Genomic DNA, 17,734 nt, shown 5'->3' with positions numbered 1-17,734 from the left:
CATGAAATATGGAGCGCCGCACTCCTGTGCGGCTTTTTTGGGGGGGACGTGGCGTATGCCGCACTGCTGTGCGGCTTTTTTGAGGGGCGTGACGTATGCCGCACGGAGTGTGGCGCTCCAAAGGGTTGGGTGTTTATTTCATTCCCTTCATAAACTCCGGGCTGATAAAGGCGGGGCCGGGTAGTTGTCGAACCCTTTTGGGGTTTTGACGCCATGGCCTCCTGCGTCCACGGAGGCTTTGACGAATTCTTCGTTTTTCTGGTTTTGGGAGTCCTTGCTGACCTGGGCCCCGTGGGCCGTCACCTTCCAGGTGGTTTCAAGGCCGATGAAGTCCAAGATGCTGAAGGGATCCATCGCAGTTCTTCAGGGGCTGATTTGGCGCCTTAATTTCCGTATAAGGCCGCAGCCGCCTGAAGGATCTGATTGGCGGTACAGGCATCGCCATGATGGGTGTGAACGCCTGAGGTCTCACGGTCGGGGGCGCCCAGTATCGCAAGCCGTTTCTGGGTTTCTGCAGACATCACGATGCCTTTGGCCGCCTTCTTGATCTCAAATTTCTTGCCCTCAAACACCGTCCCCCAGATCGACAGATCCTTGAGCTTTTTCGGATCGGCCGTGAGGGGATTTTCCTCAAAGATCGTGAAATCGGCCTTTTTTCCAATGTCGATGCTGCCGATTTCATTTTCCTTGCGCATGGCATGTGCCGCCTCAATGGTAACCGCCCTGAGCGCCTCCTCAGAGGTCACCTTTTCGTGCGGCCCAAGCACCTTTTTGCCGGACAAACCGATTCGGTTGACCGCTGACCACATGAGAACCAGCGGGCGCGCCGGGGCCATGGGTGCATCGGAATGGAACGAGAGGTGGGCTCCTGAATCAAGAACCGTTCGGCCGCGGGCCATCACTTCCGAACGTTCAGGGCCGACTCCCACCTTGCTGTACTGCTCGCCAAGGACATGAATGTAGAACGGGTTGGAGCTGATTTCCGCCCCCAGCTCGGCCGCACGCTTGACCTGCGCTTCTTCAGAGAAAGCGAAGTGGTGGATCCCGAAGCGGTGATCGTAGCGGGGGAGGCGGTGCAGCAATCCCTCCAGGGTGTTTAACGATAATTCCAGGCCCATATCACCGTTCTGGTGCACAACAATCTGATAGCCTTCCTTCCAGAAGGCCCACGCGCTGTCGGCAAAATCCTCCGGTGTCTGAATCCACTCTCCATCATGGCCGTCCAGATAGCCATCTTTCATCTGCATCAACTGCGAAAATACCGCACCGTCCGTAAAGAGTTTGATCTGATCCGGTACCCATTTTACATGCTCGCCGTTTAACCGGTGGGTCATGTCGCGCGAAACGGAAACGGCTTTATCTGCATCCTTTCCGTTTGCATCATAAATGACATTTCCGGCAGGGATCAGGTAGTAATCAAAGGGCATGGCGCCGGCCTCCAGGATGGAAATCATCTGAAGGATCATTTTTTCAGGGAGCTGCACGCCGGGATCGCTTGCGGATGTGATGCCTCCGGCATGAATGTAGTCCCTGGCGCGCTCCAAACCGAGTTCGAACTTCTCCGGCGACCCGATGACCGGGAACAGCTTGGGAAGTACCAGGTACATCCCCTTTTCCCAGACATGCCCGTCTTTCCAGTTGGCCATGTCCGAGGCTTCCCCCTTGCCCTGCCAGTCGGCCTCTTTCGTGTCCAGCATCTCAAGGGCTTTGGTGTTGAAATAAAACTCATGCACGGAGCGTTGCCACACAATGATCGGCCGGGTACGTGAAACGCTGTCCAGCAGTGCGCGGTTCATTTTTCCATGAAACGACGCGTGGTAGCCCCAGGTGAAGAGAAGTTCCCGGGGGTCTTTCAGGCTGGCTTCGACCTCTTTCAATCGCTTCATATAAGCTTTTTCGCCAACCACACCCTTTGCATCGCCCCAGGGAAGCTGCCAGTCCGCCGGCGTGATAAAGTGCGCATTTGAAACAAGGGCAAACAACCAGAAATGAAGATGGGGATCGATGAGACCGGGGGTGATGATCTTTTTGGAAAAAGAGTCGTCCACGGTCAGGCCTTTTGAGTCCTTGAACCGTGCCATCAAGTCCGCCTTTTCGCCCACATCGATAATGCGGCCATCGCGAACAGCCACTGCCGTGGCCGATTTGACGGTGGGTGACATGGTCACGACCTCTTTGGCAACAAAGATGGTGACACCCCCAGGCGGAGGAGCGGGTGTACTGAATAAGTTCTGCAGGGACTCTGCAGCGGATGCAACAGACGATACCCCCGCAAACATGAGGGTCGCCATCAACAGCAGATGCATCGCCGGCCAATTTTTCAACAGCTTAAAAAACTTCATTTTCTTGTTCCTCGCTTGAGGCCATGCCTCGGTTTTCAGAGTGGAACCAACCTCACAGTAAGGGGCCGGGAATAAACCTTTGAAAAGTCGCCTGTACCATTTGAATCAGTGGGGATGTTCCCCTTTTTGCTTAAAATCACAACATCCCAGATGGCTGGCGCCGCCAAAATCCTCTTCCTTGGGAAGGACATAGAATTTTTTTGTCCAGTGCTCCGCATCCAGCGGTTTGAAACGGCCTTTTTTCTGGGGTTCGAAACGGATGGGCTGGCCGGCGTCAAAGCGCTTCAGCGGCTCTTCGTCTTTCATGACAACGATACCGTTGACGATGACGTGGGGGATGCCGGATGAGGGGCGTGTCCCTTTCTCATAGGTGGCATTGTCGGTGATGGTTTCAGGGTTGAAGAGGGTGATGTCCGCCACCATGCCCACCTGCATGCGGCCCCGCAGCTGCATGGCCTTGAGCCCCATATCGCCGAGGGGCTTGGCATAGTTGTAGCTGGACATGGAAACGGCCTGCATCAGGGGAATGTTGTTTTCCCGTGCCATGCGGAAAACCTTGGCAAAGGAACCGGAAAAACGAGGGTGGGCATTGGGGAGTTCTTCGTAAGGCGTCTCCCACTTCAGGCCGTCATCGGGTATGAGGGGCATCCCATCGCTGCCGATGGCGACACCCGGCATTTTGATCCAGTCCAAAATGGCCTCTTCAGGCATCTTGTACATCACGATCAGCCGGGTGGGCTCTTTCTTGATCATGTCTGCGCGGCTCCTCCGGGTATAAAACTCACCGGTTTCCACATCCATAATGGTCTCTTCATATTTGTTACCGAGCTTTTCAACCCACACATCCGGTTCCAGAAACACGGCATTTAATGCCGTAGAACCCGCGCGATAGGGGTAGATCTCGCCCCAGACGTTGTAGCCCCTTTGCCGCATGCGGACCATCAGTTCATGGACCATGCCATAGCCGGGGTTGTTGAAATGGAAGGCAATGCCCGGTGAACCCAGGGCCGCGGCATTGGCAAGCATCTCTTGAATTCCCATTGTCTCTTCAACATCATTTCCAGGCGTATTCCTGAAGTGCATCCCGGTCTGGCGACCGTATTGGCCGGCGAGCCGTTGCAGTTCGAATATCTCACGCGAGGAGACGCCGTCACGCATGTAGCCCACGGTGGAGCCGATTCCGATGCCGCCCTGACGCAACCCTTCATCCACGATTTTCAAGATCTCATTTCCCTGTGCCAGGGTGGGGCGGGTTTTGGACCAGCCCTCTTTGACACGGGATTGGACTGCATCGGGTGTGTGGAGATATTTCCATTTCTTAAAACCGTCCAGCACCTCTGCACGGGCAAATTCATGGGCCACCGCAACACCAATGTTCAGCGGCGCATTCCCTTCCATTTTCTTGTAAAAATCAGCCACCTGATTGCCGGGCGCACCGATTTCAAGATCCATGATGGTTGTGCGGCCGTCGCGCACCATCAGGCGGTAGGCATAGGGTTCAAGGCAGTGCTGGTGCCCATCGATAAACCCTGGGGCGACAACCAGCCCTGTTGCATCGATTGTCTCTTTTCCTTTGATCTCCTTGCTGGTGATCAATCCGATCACCCCATCCTTGATTCCGACATTGCGGATGGCATCAAGCTTGGTTTCCGGGTCCATCACCCGGCCATTCAGGATGACGACATCAAAATCGGTGGCTGCCGCCATGGGCTTCCTGTTTGCCTCCTGTTGATGCATACAACCGGCCGTTGTTCCAATGAATAGTAAGCAAAGCATCCAGGCAAGGCTTTGTCTCACTTTCTTCCCTGTCCGCTGTCCCATTCCATGGGGCGGCCGTAAACGTACGAATCGTCTTCTGCCATCCATCGTATACCGGTGCATGCGTTGGCCGGAGGCGACCATCAGCAATGTTCCCATCCACCATCCCAAGCGTTTCTTTGCGTTCATGAAATGTTCTCCTGCTGAAGTGATTTACATGGCGCCGGAAACCGGCCCGGGCCCATAGGCATTTCGATAAGAATCGTGTCGTTTGAGTCGCTGTCGGTATGCCTCCGGTGGCCAGGTCTGCCACCTTGAAAGCGGGGTTGCGAATGCCCGTGGGGAGTCTGTCTGCCGGTAATTTACTCGTTTACCTCGCCCTGTGTAAATCACCCGAAAGGGGTATTTTAGTGGGATATGATCCCCAGTTCGCGAGCCCGATTGACGGCCCCTATGCGGTTGGCGGCACTCAGTTTTCTGAAAATATTTTTAAGGTGGGTTTTGACGGTCAGCAGAGAGATACAGAGCTTATCGGCAATTTCCTTATTGCTGAGGCCCTCAGCCAGCAGCAGCAAAAGCTCCGTTTCCCGGTGGGTAAGAAAATCACTCGTTGGTGATGACAGGGTAAATGCGCCCAGGACCTGGCGCGCAAAACGGTGGTCAGGCTGTTCTTTAAGGACGTTCTCCAGTGCGGCTTTGACGGGGGCACCCGTATCAATAAAGATTCGAATCCATCCCCCGGGTTCGGCCAGATCCAGCGCGGTTTGAAGATATGACATGGCCTCCGTTTCAGCGCTGCGCATCTGGTGCACGTTGGCAAGGAGCGCCAAAACCTTGATGCGCACATTGGTGCGGTTGATCCTGTGCATCTCATTATCCAATTGGGTGAGTCTTGCCAGCGCTTTATCCAGGCTCGCTTGACTGCCTTCAGCCAGCATGCATTTAACGAGGGTGAGCTGAGGCACATAGAAGAACCATCTGGGCGGGCCGGCATCAAAATGTGCCTGCTGAGAGAGTTGCAGTGCTTGCTTAACATCTCCCCGCCGCAGGGCAAATTCGGTTTCAAAGGACCGCATCAGGTCTGCGGCCCTGGCATGGCCGTTTTCCCGGAAATGTGCCCTGAGTTGTTCCTGAACCTTTATCGCCATAGACTCCCTGCCCTGGGCCAGATAGATACAGGCCAGGATGCAGCCACTATCGGAAAGATTGTTCGGGTTTGCCGCGTAGGGATTGTGCAGAACGTTCACAAGACAAGACTCAGCGGCCGCAAGGTTGTTTTGCATGTAAAGGACGGAACCGTTCAGGAAATGAGCATAGGCCCTGGTATGTGAAAGTGGCAGGTCGCGGATGGCTCGCAGGCAATCCTCTGCTGCGCTTAAGGTTTTAACCGAGTTGGCATCCAGGTAGTGTGCGTAGCCGAGGCAGATCTGCATCCTCGCCTGGATGTTGGCAGGGCAGAACGGTTTGGCAACAGCTTCTCTGACGGTTTTTGCGGCCATGGGAGTCTTGCCGCTCATCTGGTGCCCGACAGCCAAAACCAAAACGAGGAGGGACCTGACCATATGGGCGTCTTCCCGCAGGTAACCCAACGCCTCCTGGCCGCAGGCAAGGGAGCCTGCTGTATCATTCATGAGCATTTTTAAGAGGCCCTGCAGCACCAATACTTCCCCTTTTAATTTACGGTTTGCCTCTGAATTGAGCGAGAGGCCTGCCAACAGCCGAGATGCTTTTTTTGTGCAGGCGTAGATATCGATATTTTTGCCGAGATCGGTACCGAGAACGGCTTTTGTGGTGAGCAGGAGGGGCTCCTGTTCCAGAATGCGCTCCGGAAACGCGGACAGCCAGTGGTGAAGGCGTGTAAAATGAGATGCGTTCATGAGCCTGTATCGGTTTTCCCTCACCAGCTCAACCGCATCAGGGGTGGCCCCTGCTGCCAGGTAATGCTGAATGGCCTCCTCGAAGAGGCCGTTTTCAGCAAACCAGTGGCCTGCAACGCGATGCAACTCGCCCACCTGGTCCGACGGACTGTTTTGTTGACGGTTTTTTTTCAGGAAGTCCTGAAACAGGTGGTGGTATCGAAACCAATATCCCTCGTTGTCCAACCCGATGACAAACAGGTTGTTTTCTTTCAGCCACCGGATGAATTGCTCCGCGCTGGCCTCGGGGTCCGAGCCGGTTCGGGGTTGGTGAAGGCGCTGGCACAGGGGCGCGCAAAATCGGTCCAGAATTGCTGTCTCCTGGAGAAAGAACACCATCTCAGGGCTTTGGCGGGACAGGACCTCGGCAAAAAGGTATTCGGCGATGTGGGTGGAGCTTCCGCTCAGCTCCTCTGCCTTTGTCCTGAGATCTTGATGGCCCTGCAGGTAGAGGCCGGCTAGGCGCAATCCCGCCGGCCATCCTTCGGTTTTTTTCCCAAGGATGGAGGCTGTGGCGTCATCCACGGTGAGGTTGCCCATCTGTTTGAGAAAGGTGGCTGCCTCCGAGGGCGTGAGGCGCAGCTCGTCCCCATTTAGTTCCGTCACCAGTCCGCGGCCACGCATGCTCGCCACGGGCAGGGGGGGCTCTTTTCGGGACAACAGGATAAGGTGCAGGGCCTTTGCCGGATGCACCATCAGCCCGCTGATCAGGTCATGGACCCGGGGATCGGTGATACGGTGGTAATCATCGAGAACGAAGAAGAAGGGATCGGTTATCTGGTGCAGGTCGTTGAGAAGGAACCGCGTCAGAATGGCAATTGGCGGAAGCGGATGGGTTTCGAGCAAGGACTCGGTGTGCAGGGAGAGTTGCGGGAACACGCCTTTTAGTGCGGCAAGGAAATAGTTCAGGAACTGGTGCAGGTCGTTGTCCTCCGCATCCAGAGAGATCCACCCACAGGCAGCGCCACACACCTGTGCCCATCGGCTTGCAAGGGTGCTTTTCCCGTAACCGGCCGGTGCGGTGATCAGCGTCAGCGGCCTCTGGCCCCCTTCTTCGAGCCGAACCAGCAGGCGGGTCCTCGGGACAATATCGGGCGCGATATGCGACCTCTGCAGCTTGGTATGTAGTAAAGCGCCTTTTATTTTATTCTCATCCATTGAAATACCAGCAATCTTGTATGAACCCAGGTTTGTCAGGTGCCTGACCTGTCAAGGGGATAGATAAAGGATACGAAAAGCAGGGGGGAGAGGGTGACGCATCGGGATAAACGTCCCATGTGATAGTTATATTACTGACAGCTGAGTTGTCGATGTTTTTTTCCTGATGCTGGCAATCAACTTTATAGCGGTTTGCTTAGGCGGTGGGATGGTCGCTATGTCTGCCGGGGAGCTGAGTGTGGTATTACGGCCCTGTGATAAGGACGTCGCTGTCCAGTTTTGTCAGAGCCGTTCTCGCATGAAATATCCGGGGCGGGGGGCAAACAATAACGAGACACGTCACGCATAAATACCGCTGTGATTTAACCCGGGGAATTCGCCCGTGCCCTGTTTGTTAAAATGTTGTTACAGAGGGTTGTCGGGGAAAAGGTAAGGTGTTTAAAAAGAGCAAAATGTTATTCATCGTTTTCTGGCCGATTTTCTCACCCTTCGGGCGATCCGAGTGTGCCCACCTTCTGCGTTATCAGAGCGTTGAGGTGAAAAACTGCATTTGCAGCACTGATGCCTTGAACATGGACGCACTCGACTCGTGACGTATCCGGGAAAGGTGGCTCACCTTGACACCGGCGACTAATGTTTACTTAATCCCTTTCATGAAATCCGGGCTGAAAAAGGCGGGATCGGGGTAGTTGTAGAACCCTTTTTGGGTTTTGACTCCCAGGTGCCCGGCGTCCACGTAAGTTTTGACAAAGTCGCCGTTGCGTTTGCCCTGGGGGGCTTTGGTGACCTGGGCCCAGTAGTCCGTGACTTTCCAGATGGTCTCCAACCCGATGGAGTCCATCATGCCGAAGGGGCCCACCGCGGTTTTCATGATGCCCATCCAGGCGCGGTCGATGTCTTCCACGGAGGCCACCTCGCGGCTCGCCAGGGTCAGGGCCGAGCCGAAGAGCTGGGTGAGCATGGTGTTGAAGACGTAGCCGTTCTGCTCCTTTTTGAGCTCAATGGGGTACTGCTCAATCTGGAAGACGAACTCTCTGACAGCCTCCAGGGTCTCTTCGGAGGTGCCGGGATGGGGCATGATGTCCACGATGTTGGTGATACGCACGTCGTGGAAGTGAAGGGCCACGAAGCGGTCGGGCCGCCCGGTGTGCCCGGCGATCATGGAGGGGACCAGGGTGGAGGTGTTGGTGGTGAAGAGGGTGTGTTCCGGGCAGATGGCGTTCAGCGAGGCAAAGACCGAGGCCTTGAGCTTGGGGTCTTCGGGCACGGACTCGCTGACCAGGTCCGCGTCTTTCCCCGCCTCGGCAAGGTCCGTGGTGGTGCGGACCCGGGCCATGGCCTTTTCGGCAGCTTCCGGGCTCACCCGGCCTCCGGCTTCCATGGCCTTGCCGATTTTTTTCATGGTGGTGAGGGCCTTGCCCAACGCCCCTTCGCTGGTGTCGTAGAGGATTACGTCCAGGCCGCATGCCGCGCACTGGTATCCGATCTGCTGGCCCATGGTTCCTGCCCCGACAATCAACACGCGTTCTACCTTCTTCATCCGTCTCTCCTTAAAGTGATGTGTATTGAGATGGTCCTGCCGTCGGCATCGCGGTGCGGTGGCGCGGCGCAGGAAAAAATCAGGCAACAAGCATGCCACGGAGTCATAGGGCTGTTTGGCGGGCTTCTTGATTCGCAGGAAGGTCGTATCCGCGATATGTCGCAGTATCTTTCCTGTATATTGAACGGTTCCGCGATATATCAACGGCGATATGGGCCCGGGAAAAGCAGGTATATGTCTGTGAGATCTCGAGCCGGATGGCCTAGTGGAGCGCCGCACTCCTGTGCGGCTTATTCGTGTATCGGTGTGTATGCCGCACCGGAGTGCGGCGCTCCATATCCTTGGGCTCTACGGGGTATCCGTACGCCCGGGGCGCTGCTTCTTAGCAACATTGCCCCTAAAGCCGGACTTATTTGTTTCGTTATAGCGTGATTTTGAATCCTGCGTGGCGTGGTATCCCGGGCCGGGCGGTGGCGCCTAGTGGAGCGCCGCACTCCCGTGCGGCTTTTTTCGTGTGTCGGTGTGTATGCCGCACCGGAGTGCGGCGCTCCATTCTTCTGGCCATCGCCCCTACTTCTCCATGGCGTTCCACTCTTCATACCCCCCTTCAAGGTTGAAGGCGGTGGGGAGCCCGGCCATGGTGTGGGCCAACCAGGCCCAGCCCGAGCGGACCCCGCCGGTGCAGTAGTAGACCACGGGTTTGTCCAGGGGGATTTTTTTCTTGGCGAGAAGGGCGTTCATGGCCCCGGGGGAGATGGGGGTGCGGGAGTTTTTATCGACCATCTTTTTCCAGGAGATGTGGACGGCACCGGGGATATGGCCGGTGAGCCACTCCGGGAATGAGCGGGTGTCCACAAGAGTGTAGGTGTCCGGGTTGTTCAGAAGGTCTTCGGCCGTAATAAAGACGGCGGGATCGGGGGTCGGGGTGTAAAGGGTCATCAGGGGGGCATCCTGAAGCCCTTCGGGTTGTTCCTTCAAGGGAAGGTTTTTATCGATCCAGCCGGGCATGCCTCCGTCCAGCAGGTAAACCGGACCCTGATGGCCGATCCACTCCAGGAACCAGGCGATCCAGCCTTCGCCGCCCCAGGATTTGTCTGCGTCGCCGGTGATGACGATGGGCGATGTCGCCTGGATACCCAATGCTCCTAAGGCTTCGGCCATCTCTTTGGGGGGAAAGGTTCTGTAAGGTATCTTTTGGTCATCGGTTTTTGTATACTCTTCCCAGTTAAAGGAGAAGGAACCCGGGATGTGCCCTTTGGCCCACGCCTTTTTCGGCCGGGCATCCAGGATAACGGGTTTTTCCTCCATGGTATCCACCGAGCCCGGGGTGATCCGTTCCACCGCCCCTGCGGGCACTCCGACGACACACACCGAGACCACCAACATGAGAATGGGTATGAGAGTCGCAAGTCTCTTTTGCATCTGTCTTGCCTCCTGGATGGGTTTGCTCTTTTGCCGCCGTCCCTTTGCCATGGGTGTATTTGTGGCGGCTGCCTGTGTTCAGGGGGGATTGGTCTATGCAAATGCCCGCCTGGCCGAGTCCGGCACCTGGCCCCTGAAGGCCTCGACCCTTCTGGTCGTCGCCCTGTTGCTTCGGGTGCCCTTTGTGGTGTCGCCCCCTGTGCTGTCGGACGATATCTACAGGTACCTTTTTGACGGAATGGTACAGGTCGTAGGGGAGAGCCCCTATGCACGGTCTCCCGAGCATTACGCATCACTGCTCCTGCCCGGCCAGGGCGGATCCACTGCAAAGACCATTCTGGCTGAGCTGGCCACAAAGGTCAACCACCCCTCCCTTGTGACCCTCTACCCCCCGGCGGCCCAGTTTTTCTTTCGCCTTTCCGCCCCCTTGGGCATGATCGGAATGAAAGCCCTGCTGGTGACGGCGGACATGGTGGTCATTGCCTTGTTTCTCGTGGCCTCCGCCCGGGGAGGCCCGCCGCTTCACAGGGTGATCCTCTACGCCTGGAACCCCCTGGTTGTCTGGGAGATCGCCTGGTCCGGCCACATCGACGCCTTGGCCCTGCCCTTTCTTCTGGCCGCCACCCTGCTGATCTCCTCGGCCAGGGGCCAGAAAAGGGCGATCTGGGCTGGCGGCCTCTTTGCCGTGGCCGTTTGGGTGAAGCTGATCCCGGTGATGTTTGCCCCGTTTCTGCTCCTTGCCGCAGCCAGGCGGGCAGGGTGGGCAACCCTTGGCGGGGCCGTGGTGTCCGTCTTTCTGGTGGTGCCCTATATGCCCCAGGCCGCCCACGCCCTGGAGACCCTTCGGGTGTACGGCACCACCTGGGAGTTTTCCGGGTTTCTCTTTCGCACGGTGCGGGACGTAACCGGCATGAACGGCGTGGCCCGTCTGACCATGGCAGCCCTTTTGGCCTGCGCTTTTTCCGGGCTGCTTTACCGTCAGGTTCGGTCCCCCTCATCCCCCGGCTTTTTCATGGGATGGGCGGCCTTTGCCTGGCTCCTTGTCACCCCCACCCTGCACCCCTGGTACGGCCTCTACCTGGCCATGTGCCTGCCCTTGATGGGGGCAGGTCGCGTGGGCATTGTCCCGGCCTACCTCATGACCCTGACCCCCCTTCTGGGTTACAATGTGCTTACGGACTACCTGTCCGCAGGGGTCTGGTCCGAAGGGGCCTGGATCCCTTTTTGGATTTTCAGTGTGCCGGTGTGCGCCCTGCTGGTGGCATGGTGGAAGGGCAAGGCCAACGCATGATTATTTTTATTGGTGTTGTAAAAAACGCCTCCGGCGGCAAGGTGGGGGCACCTTGAAACCCTATGGCGAATGCATGGATTCCGTCGTTATGCATACTCTATCAAGGCATTCGCGTGACGTGTGACATACGGCGACCGGCGGTGATGTGCCGAAAATACGCAGGATGGGCAAAGGCAAAGTCGAATTCGTTGGGATGGCGATGGTCTTGATGCCGTGCCCATCGCGTAGGGTGCACTCTGTGCACCATGCCCGGCTCACCCAGGGCTTCGATGTTACAGATGCCTTCGAGATATGCCGACCTTTGCCATGCAGGCCGAAGCCAAGCGAGGGCTAAATCGTTTTAATAACCAGCTTTCAAGGTGGCTCACCTTGCCGCCGGAGGCATTGCTGTTTTATCCCCTAACTCGATCACAGAGGGCCTTTTATGAGCGATCTGCTGTTTAACGCGATGTATCTCCTTCACCTGGTATCCGTGGTCCTGGTGGCCCTGTATGGTGTGCACCGGCTGGTCCTTTTGCGGGAGTGGCTTGGTGTGCGGCGCCGGAGAGGGGGCGTGGCGGCCGTGCCGGATGAGGTGCCCGTGGTGACGGTGCAGCTTCCCCTTTACAACGAAGAGGCCGTGGCCGAGAGGTTGATTGCGGCGGCAGGGGCTCTCTCCTGGCCTTTGGATCGCCTGGAGATCCAGGTGCTGGACGACTCCACGGACGAAACCCGGGAGGTGGTAGACCAGGGCGTGGCCCGGCTGACGGCGCGCGGGGTGACGGCCTCGGTTTTGAGGCGCCCCAGCCGCAAAGGGTACAAGGCAGGGGCCCTGGCCGCAGGCCTTGAAGAGGCCCGGGGCGACTACATTGCCGTGTTTGACGCCGACTTTATCCCGCCTTCGGATTTTCTGCTGAAGACCATGCCCCGGTTTACGTCCCCGGGCATCGGCATGGTCCAGGCGCGATGGGGGTTTTTAAACGATGAGACCTCACTGGTCACCGGGGTCCAGGCCCTGACCCTGTCCGCGCACTTTGATATCGAGCACGCCACCCGACATGCGGGGGGGCGCTTTTTCAACTTCAACGGAACGGCCGGGGTGTGGCGCAAAGAGGCCATCATCGGGGCAGGGGGCTGGCGAGCGGACACCCTCACCGAAGACCTTGATTTAAGCTACCGGGCCCAGATGGCCGGGTGGCGGCTTTCCTATTACGGAGAGTGTGTGGTTCCTTCCGAGCTGCCGCCCACCCTCACGGACTTTATCTCCCAGCAGCAGCGATGGACCAAGGGGGCCAGCCAGACAGCGGTGAAGGTGTTGCCTCGTCTTCTCAGCACGGCCTTGCCACGGCGGGTGAAGGTGGAGGCGATCTTTCATCTGTTGGGGGGCCTGGGTTGGGTGGCAGGGGCTGTTGCCACGGTGACCCTTTGGCCCGCCCTGATGGTCCACGGCACGCGAGCCGCGTCCCTGGCCTGGATCCCCGGGGTGGCCGCCCTCACCGGAAGCTGCGGGGCCATCCTCTTTTACTACACGGTGTATGCCTTTACAGAGCCCCGCACCCGGCATCTTGTGCGCTACGTGCCCATGATCCCCCTGGTCTGCATCGGGGTGGCCCCGTTTCTGGCCCGGGCAGCGGTGCAGGGGTTCTTCCAGAGCCACGGGGAGTTTAAGCGAACTCCCAAGTACGGAACCTCCAAAGACACCGCAACCCGGGAGACCGCCGGTGCAGGCCGTGCCACCTTCGGCAGGGCCATGGTGGCCTTTGTCCTTCTGGTGGCAACGGCGTTTCCCATGCTCTTTGCCCTGGACACCCTGGCTCTGTACGCCATTCCCCTGGCCCTGGCCGTGCCTGCGGGCTATCTTCTCACCGGGGCCATCCTGGCCCGGGAGAGCCGGTTCGCGGGGGAATGCGCGCCTTCGTCCCTGGATCCGTTCGCCAGGTAGAAAACCTTCTCTGCGGATATTCGGTTTATGCAAGGGGAAAGCCGGTTTACACAGAGGGTGCCTCCGGGTATAATGCAGGCCTTTTGTGATTATTCAGCGATGCCTTTGGCGGGCCGCTTTTGCAAAAAAGCGCCTTAAAAACGTTCCGGTTACCCGGCTTTCCTCTGCGCCCACAGGTCGCGATGCAGGGACGGGACGCACGGGAATGCAGCCGCTGCGTTGGCAGTGGGCATTAACTACCTGTTTGCCGGATGATTTAAACAGGGCTGTCGAAGGCGACGTCAGGCTGAACAGTTACCCCTATGTTACGACGGATTGACCGAGTTATATAGCAAGAGACAATCTGCCCACAAGGCGGGCATGGAGACAGGACATCATGGACATTTTCAACTATCCTTCGGTAGAGGCTGAAGCCAAGGTTCGTGCCATCACGGACCGTGGCCTGGGATACACGGCAGAGGACGAAAAGGGCGTTATCGATATTCTCGAGGCGGTTCGCACAGGCGGCGACGAAGCTCTTTTACATTATATCCGCCGTTTCGACGCCCCGGAGATGACTCTTTCTCAGCTCGTGGTCACCGAAGCCGAGATCGACGAGGCCGTTGCGTCGGTGGACGACGATTTTATGAAGGCCCTGGATCTGGCCGCCACCCAGGTGGAGTCCTTTCACCGCAAGCAGCTTGAGAATTCCTGGATCGACATGCCCCGCAAAGGGGTCACCCTGGGTCAGGTGGTCAACCCCGTGGACGCCGCCGGTGTCTACGTGCCCGGCGCCACCGGCGGCATGACGCCCCTGGTCTCCTCCGTGCTCATGGGTGCCATCCCCGCTAAGATCGCAGGGGTCAAGCACATCGCCATGGTCACGCCCCCCATGGCCGACGGCACCGTCAACAAGCACCTCCTGGCCGCTGCACGGCGCACGGGCGTGGACGTGGTCTACAAGGCGGGCAGCGCCTGGGCCGTGGCCGCCCTGGCTTACGGCACCGAGTCCGTGGGCAAGGTGGACGTCATCGTGGGCCCCGGCAACATCTACGTGACCCTGGCCAAGAAGCTGGTCTCCGGTACCGTGGGCATCGACATGATCGCAGGCCCCAGCGAGATCCTCGCCATCGCCGACGAGAGCGCCAACCCGGTATGGGCCGCAGCCGACCTTCTTTCTCAGGCCGAGCACGATCCGTTGGCCTCTTCCATCTTCGTCACCACCGACGCAGAGCTGGCCAAGAAGGTCCGCGCCGAAGTGGACCGCCAGCTGGAAGAGCTGCCCCGTAAAGAGATCGCAGGGGCTTCCATCCGCGACTACGGCGCCATCATGGTCACCGACTCCATCGAGTCCGCCTGCGAGCTGGCCAACCGCCTGGCGCCCGAGCACCTGGAACTTCTCGTGAAAGCCCCCTTTGAAGTGGTAGGCATGATCCGCAACGCCGGGGCCATCTTCATGGGCCACTACACCCCCGAGCCCATGGGCGACTACGTGGCAGGCCCCAACCACGTCCTGCCCACAGCCGGTACCGCCCGGTTCTCCTCAGCCCTGTCCGTGGAGAACTTTACCAAAAAGAGCAGCCTGATCTGCTACTCCGAAGACGCCTTCCGCAAAGAAGCCGAAGAGGTCATGCTCCTCGCCGAAACCGAGGGCCTCAGCGGCCACGCCCGCTCCGTAAAAGTCAGGGTTTCCTGATTTAGCGCCATTAAAAACCGGCACCCCAATCCGGGTGCCGGTTATTAGGCTAATAGTGAACAGTGAACAGGGAATAGGGAATAGGGAATAAGAATGGTGCGACCCCCTCTTCTTCTTTCGTCTTCGGCCTCTCAATGCCCCTAATCTACTAACCATTCACTATTTTCTATTCACTTTTTGTCTTGCTGGATGCGCCGTGCGCACCGCCTAACGCCCCAAGGCCCAGCCCTCCCCGCAAAAACCGCCCCCCTCCCTCTAACGTCACCCCCTTCCAACACACCACCCCACCGGCACACCGTCCAAATCAATTTTTCCTCGTGTTTTCCCCAAAAAAAGGAACGGAGCCGCACCCTCCCACCTCCCGGCACGACCCCGCCCTTTTCCCACCTTCGGTCTCTCAAGCCGCAAGCCTCCTCCCCCACGGCTCTCCCAATCTATTCGCCTCTCACCACTTGCTATTCACCTTCCTCCACGTTCTATCCCCCAAACCGCAGGCCTTCCCCACCCACAGCTCTTCCCAAGCTATTCACTACTCACTATTCCCTATTCACTTTTCCCCCATTCGCTCCTGCTCCTCCCTATAAAACGCCACAATCCGATCCACGGCCTTGTATTGCCGCTCCAAAAGGTCCTCGGTAATGGTTCGGAGGCCCCATTTTTTGAAATCAATCTGAAGGCCGTTTCCCCCCGGGGCCTCGGCAGCTTCCAGTTCGGAAAAGAACGCCCCCACGGATGTGAGGAGGCGATGAACGTCCTTGATGGCATCGCAAAGCTCAGCAATCTCCGACCCGGAAAACATGACGGGGCCGGGCTGGCTGTCCGGTGAAGTCATGGTGGCTCCTTGTTGGGTGAATAGTGAGCGGTGAATAGAGAACAGGAGACGGGGCACGGAAAAATAGTCGAAAATCAATCATTTTACCTTGAGCACAATGACATCCAGCCTTATTCGCTTTAGCCTTTAGCCTTTAGCCTTTAGCCTTTAGCCTTTAGCCTTTAGCCTTTAGCCTTTAGCCTTTAGCCTTTAGCCTTTAGCCTTTAGCCTTTAGCCTTTAGCCTTTAGCCCGTAGTGCACCATCCCGGTTTTCAGGTATCGAAAAGTAAAATGAGACCTACCGAATCGCTCAACAACGCACCAATGCCTTATCTATTCACTACTGACTATTCACCATTCACAATTTTTTTTATGGAGGCCCCCCCGGCAAAAGGAAAAAGAGAAAACCCAACCCAAACCAGAAGGCCGGGCCTGCCGCAGCACAACACAAGGCTCCGAAGGGGCGCAACTCCGCCTGTCAGTCAGAAACCCTCGTGATCAAGGGCCATTTTGTAAGGCGATAGTGTTGGTGAAAGGCGCGCTGGATTGCGCGTGACGAGGAAAATACGACTTGAAATGGGGGTGAGTGTGGTGTAAAAAATCGTGTAGCCATAACGACCTCCTCTAAAGGTTGTTTTGGTCAGGCCTGGCAGGATGTCTCACCATCCTGTCGGGTCGCAACATGCATTCCATAATCTTCGTAATAACTAGTTATTACCTCTCACCCTAATTCCATCCTTTTGACGTGTCAATAGTTTTTTTGTCACTAAATCATGCTGTTATTCATTTCGAGTTTTACTGAAATAATGCCCGCCTCATCTTTCTGGTGCATTTACGGTCTGGCCTGCTTAGTCTCATGGGGCTGATCAGGGCCGTTACAAAAATATAAAATTCAAAAACGATGCCTCCGGCGGCAAGGTGAGCCAACTTGAAAGCTGGTTTTCGAATCGCTATTCAGGAAAAGAGAACGCCGTATTGCATAATCGCTTCGTTATTTCGAGATATATTGAAATGAACCATATGATTGGTTTACGGTATGTTGGATAAAGTTCTTTCTACGGGAAAATGAGTTTTTCAGATTGAAAATTCGAAATTTCAGGCGTATGACTTGAAATGATTCGGTGGTCTTCGGCTGGAAAGGTGATGCATTACATTGCCTGCGAAGCTGTTTTCGATGGGGGTATCAAGGGGCAAACATGGAAAACTATCCGTGTCCAAGAGCAAAGGTGGAAAATTTTCCGGGTATCACCGTATTAAAGCCACAAAAGTGGACATTGCTATCGGGGTGTATCAATACACCATTAAGGGTACGGATTGGATGCTCGTTGGATAGAATAATCACTTAAAACAGGGCCTTTGATGCGTTGAGATGTATGGCATTTGCTTGGTCTGCGAAATAGTTTGATGCGATAGATAACAGAAATTTTCGTTCGACAGTATTGAATTCCAAGACATGGAAAATAATCTCCTCGATTTTCCACTTTTGGCTCTTGAGTAACCGATACCTTGGAAAATTATCCATTTTATATGGGTGATACATAGAGGTTGCTGAATAATATCTATTCCACTGAAAATAGCTACGAAACGTGATATGTTTTGTGCCTGAACTGCAATGATAACAGGCTGGTTTTTGAAAAAGCCTTGCACTTTGAGGTTAAAAATTTATGTACAGGCACAATGGGAAGCAACTTGTTTTAGAATTTGAGCTACCTTTTGGCGGCAGATTGTCCCCAGACAACCGCTGGGTAAAATTGGGTCATCTGATTCCCTGGGATGAATTTGAAAATGAGTACCATGGAAAGCTAACTCAATCCGGTCAAGGCCCCCCAGCAATATCAGCACGAATGGCTCTTGCTACGCTCATTATTAAGGAACGTTTGCAAGTAAGTGATCGTGAATG

11 protein-coding genes are annotated in these 17,734 nt (G+C 56.4%); 4 read left to right on the top strand and 7 right to left on the bottom strand.

What is annotated here, in order from left to right; all coding sequences use genetic code 11:
• Window positions 1-147 precede the first annotated feature (147 nt).
• The 6 genes from BLQ12_RS19305 to BLQ12_RS19280 all read right to left on the bottom strand — a co-directional run bounded on the left by BLQ12_RS19305 (window position 148) and on the right by BLQ12_RS19280 (window position 10,136).
• Complete coding sequence (locus BLQ12_RS19305; RefSeq protein WP_092213146.1) at window positions 148-354, bottom strand: 3-hydroxyacyl-CoA dehydrogenase family protein; 207 nt, start codon at window positions 352-354, stop codon at window positions 148-150.
• Between the two features lie 29 nt (window positions 355-383).
• Window positions 384-2,342, bottom strand: coding sequence for an amidohydrolase (locus tag BLQ12_RS19300; protein ID WP_092213144.1), 1,959 nt, complete (start codon window positions 2,340-2,342; stop codon window positions 384-386).
• Between the two features lie 105 nt (window positions 2,343-2,447).
• On the bottom strand, window positions 2,448-4,049 hold the full coding sequence (locus BLQ12_RS19295; RefSeq protein ID WP_217640355.1) for an amidohydrolase family protein: 1,602 nt from the start codon (window positions 4,047-4,049) through the stop codon (window positions 2,448-2,450).
• A 458-nt stretch (window positions 4,050-4,507) separates the two neighbouring features.
• A complete protein-coding gene (locus BLQ12_RS28220; RefSeq protein WP_092213140.1) occupies window positions 4,508-7,174 on the bottom strand; it encodes a winged helix-turn-helix domain-containing protein in 2,667 nt (888 codons plus the stop codon).
• 637 nt (window positions 7,175-7,811) lie between these two features.
• Entirely contained in the window at window positions 7,812-8,714 is a 903-nt protein-coding gene (locus tag BLQ12_RS19285) for a 3-hydroxyacyl-CoA dehydrogenase (protein ID WP_092213138.1), read from the bottom strand.
• A gap of 570 nt (window positions 8,715-9,284) precedes the next feature.
• Complete coding sequence (locus BLQ12_RS19280) at window positions 9,285-10,136, bottom strand: sulfurtransferase (RefSeq protein WP_175469942.1); 852 nt, start codon at window positions 10,134-10,136, stop codon at window positions 9,285-9,287.
• Between BLQ12_RS19280 and BLQ12_RS19275 the strand changes: the two genes are divergently transcribed.
• The 3 genes from BLQ12_RS19275 (at window position 10,111) to hisD (ending at window position 15,023) form a co-directional block, all read left to right on the top strand.
• On the top strand, window positions 10,111-11,427 hold the full coding sequence (locus BLQ12_RS19275; RefSeq protein ID WP_175469941.1) for an MptA/MptB family glycosyltransferase: 1,317 nt from the start codon (window positions 10,111-10,113) through the stop codon (window positions 11,425-11,427). The genes BLQ12_RS19280 and BLQ12_RS19275 overlap by 26 nt on opposite strands.
• Before the next feature lie 424 nt (window positions 11,428-11,851).
• Window positions 11,852-13,348: a glycosyltransferase gene (locus BLQ12_RS19270; protein WP_092213133.1), complete on the top strand. Its 1,497-nt coding sequence runs from the start codon at window positions 11,852-11,854 to the stop codon at window positions 13,346-13,348.
• Window positions 13,349-13,724: 376 nt separating this feature from the next.
• Window positions 13,725-15,023, top strand: coding sequence for a histidinol dehydrogenase (hisD, locus tag BLQ12_RS19265; RefSeq protein ID WP_092213131.1), 1,299 nt, complete (start codon window positions 13,725-13,727; stop codon window positions 15,021-15,023).
• 547 nt (window positions 15,024-15,570) lie between these two features.
• Here the strand turns inward: hisD and BLQ12_RS19260 are convergent.
• Window positions 15,571-15,855: a hypothetical protein gene (locus BLQ12_RS19260; protein WP_092213129.1), complete on the bottom strand. Its 285-nt coding sequence runs from the start codon at window positions 15,853-15,855 to the stop codon at window positions 15,571-15,573.
• 1,643 nt (window positions 15,856-17,498) lie between these two features.
• Here BLQ12_RS19260 and BLQ12_RS27805 point away from each other — a divergent pair.
• Window positions 17,499-17,734 (top strand): transposase (locus BLQ12_RS27805; RefSeq protein WP_496559521.1); only part of this gene is annotated, 236 nt, incomplete at its 3' end.

This window comes from Desulfoluna spongiiphila, assembly GCF_900101345.1.
Classification (GTDB): Bacteria; Desulfobacterota; Desulfobacteria; order Desulfobacterales; family Desulfolunaceae; genus Desulfoluna; species Desulfoluna spongiiphila.
The sequence above is the reverse complement of the archived record's forward strand: the minus strand, read 5'-3'. Positions and strand labels throughout refer to the sequence as shown.

Coding starts and splice junctions, on each gene's coding strand:
- BLQ12_RS19270 (WP_092213133.1), top strand. CDS start 11,852: ATGAGCGATCTGCTGTTTAACGCGATGTATCTCCTTCACCTGGTATCC.
- BLQ12_RS19260 (WP_092213129.1), bottom strand. CDS start 15,855: ATGACTTCACCGGACAGCCAGCCCGGCCCCGTCATGTTTTCCGGGTCG.
- BLQ12_RS19300 (WP_092213144.1), bottom strand. CDS start 2,342: ATGAAGTTTTTTAAGCTGTTGAAAAATTGGCCGGCGATGCATCTGCTG.
- hisD (WP_092213131.1), top strand. CDS start 13,725: ATGGACATTTTCAACTATCCTTCGGTAGAGGCTGAAGCCAAGGTTCGT.
- BLQ12_RS19275 (WP_175469941.1), top strand. CDS start 10,111: ATGAGAGTCGCAAGTCTCTTTTGCATCTGTCTTGCCTCCTGGATGGGT.
- BLQ12_RS19305 (WP_092213146.1), bottom strand. CDS start 354: ATGGATCCCTTCAGCATCTTGGACTTCATCGGCCTTGAAACCACCTGG.
- BLQ12_RS19280 (WP_175469942.1), bottom strand. CDS start 10,136: ATGCAAAAGAGACTTGCGACTCTCATACCCATTCTCATGTTGGTGGTC.
- BLQ12_RS19285 (WP_092213138.1), bottom strand. CDS start 8,714: ATGAAGAAGGTAGAACGCGTGTTGATTGTCGGGGCAGGAACCATGGGC.
- BLQ12_RS19295 (WP_217640355.1), bottom strand. CDS start 4,049: ATGGCGGCAGCCACCGATTTTGATGTCGTCATCCTGAATGGCCGGGTG.
- BLQ12_RS28220 (WP_092213140.1), bottom strand. CDS start 7,174: ATGGATGAGAATAAAATAAAAGGCGCTTTACTACATACCAAGCTGCAG.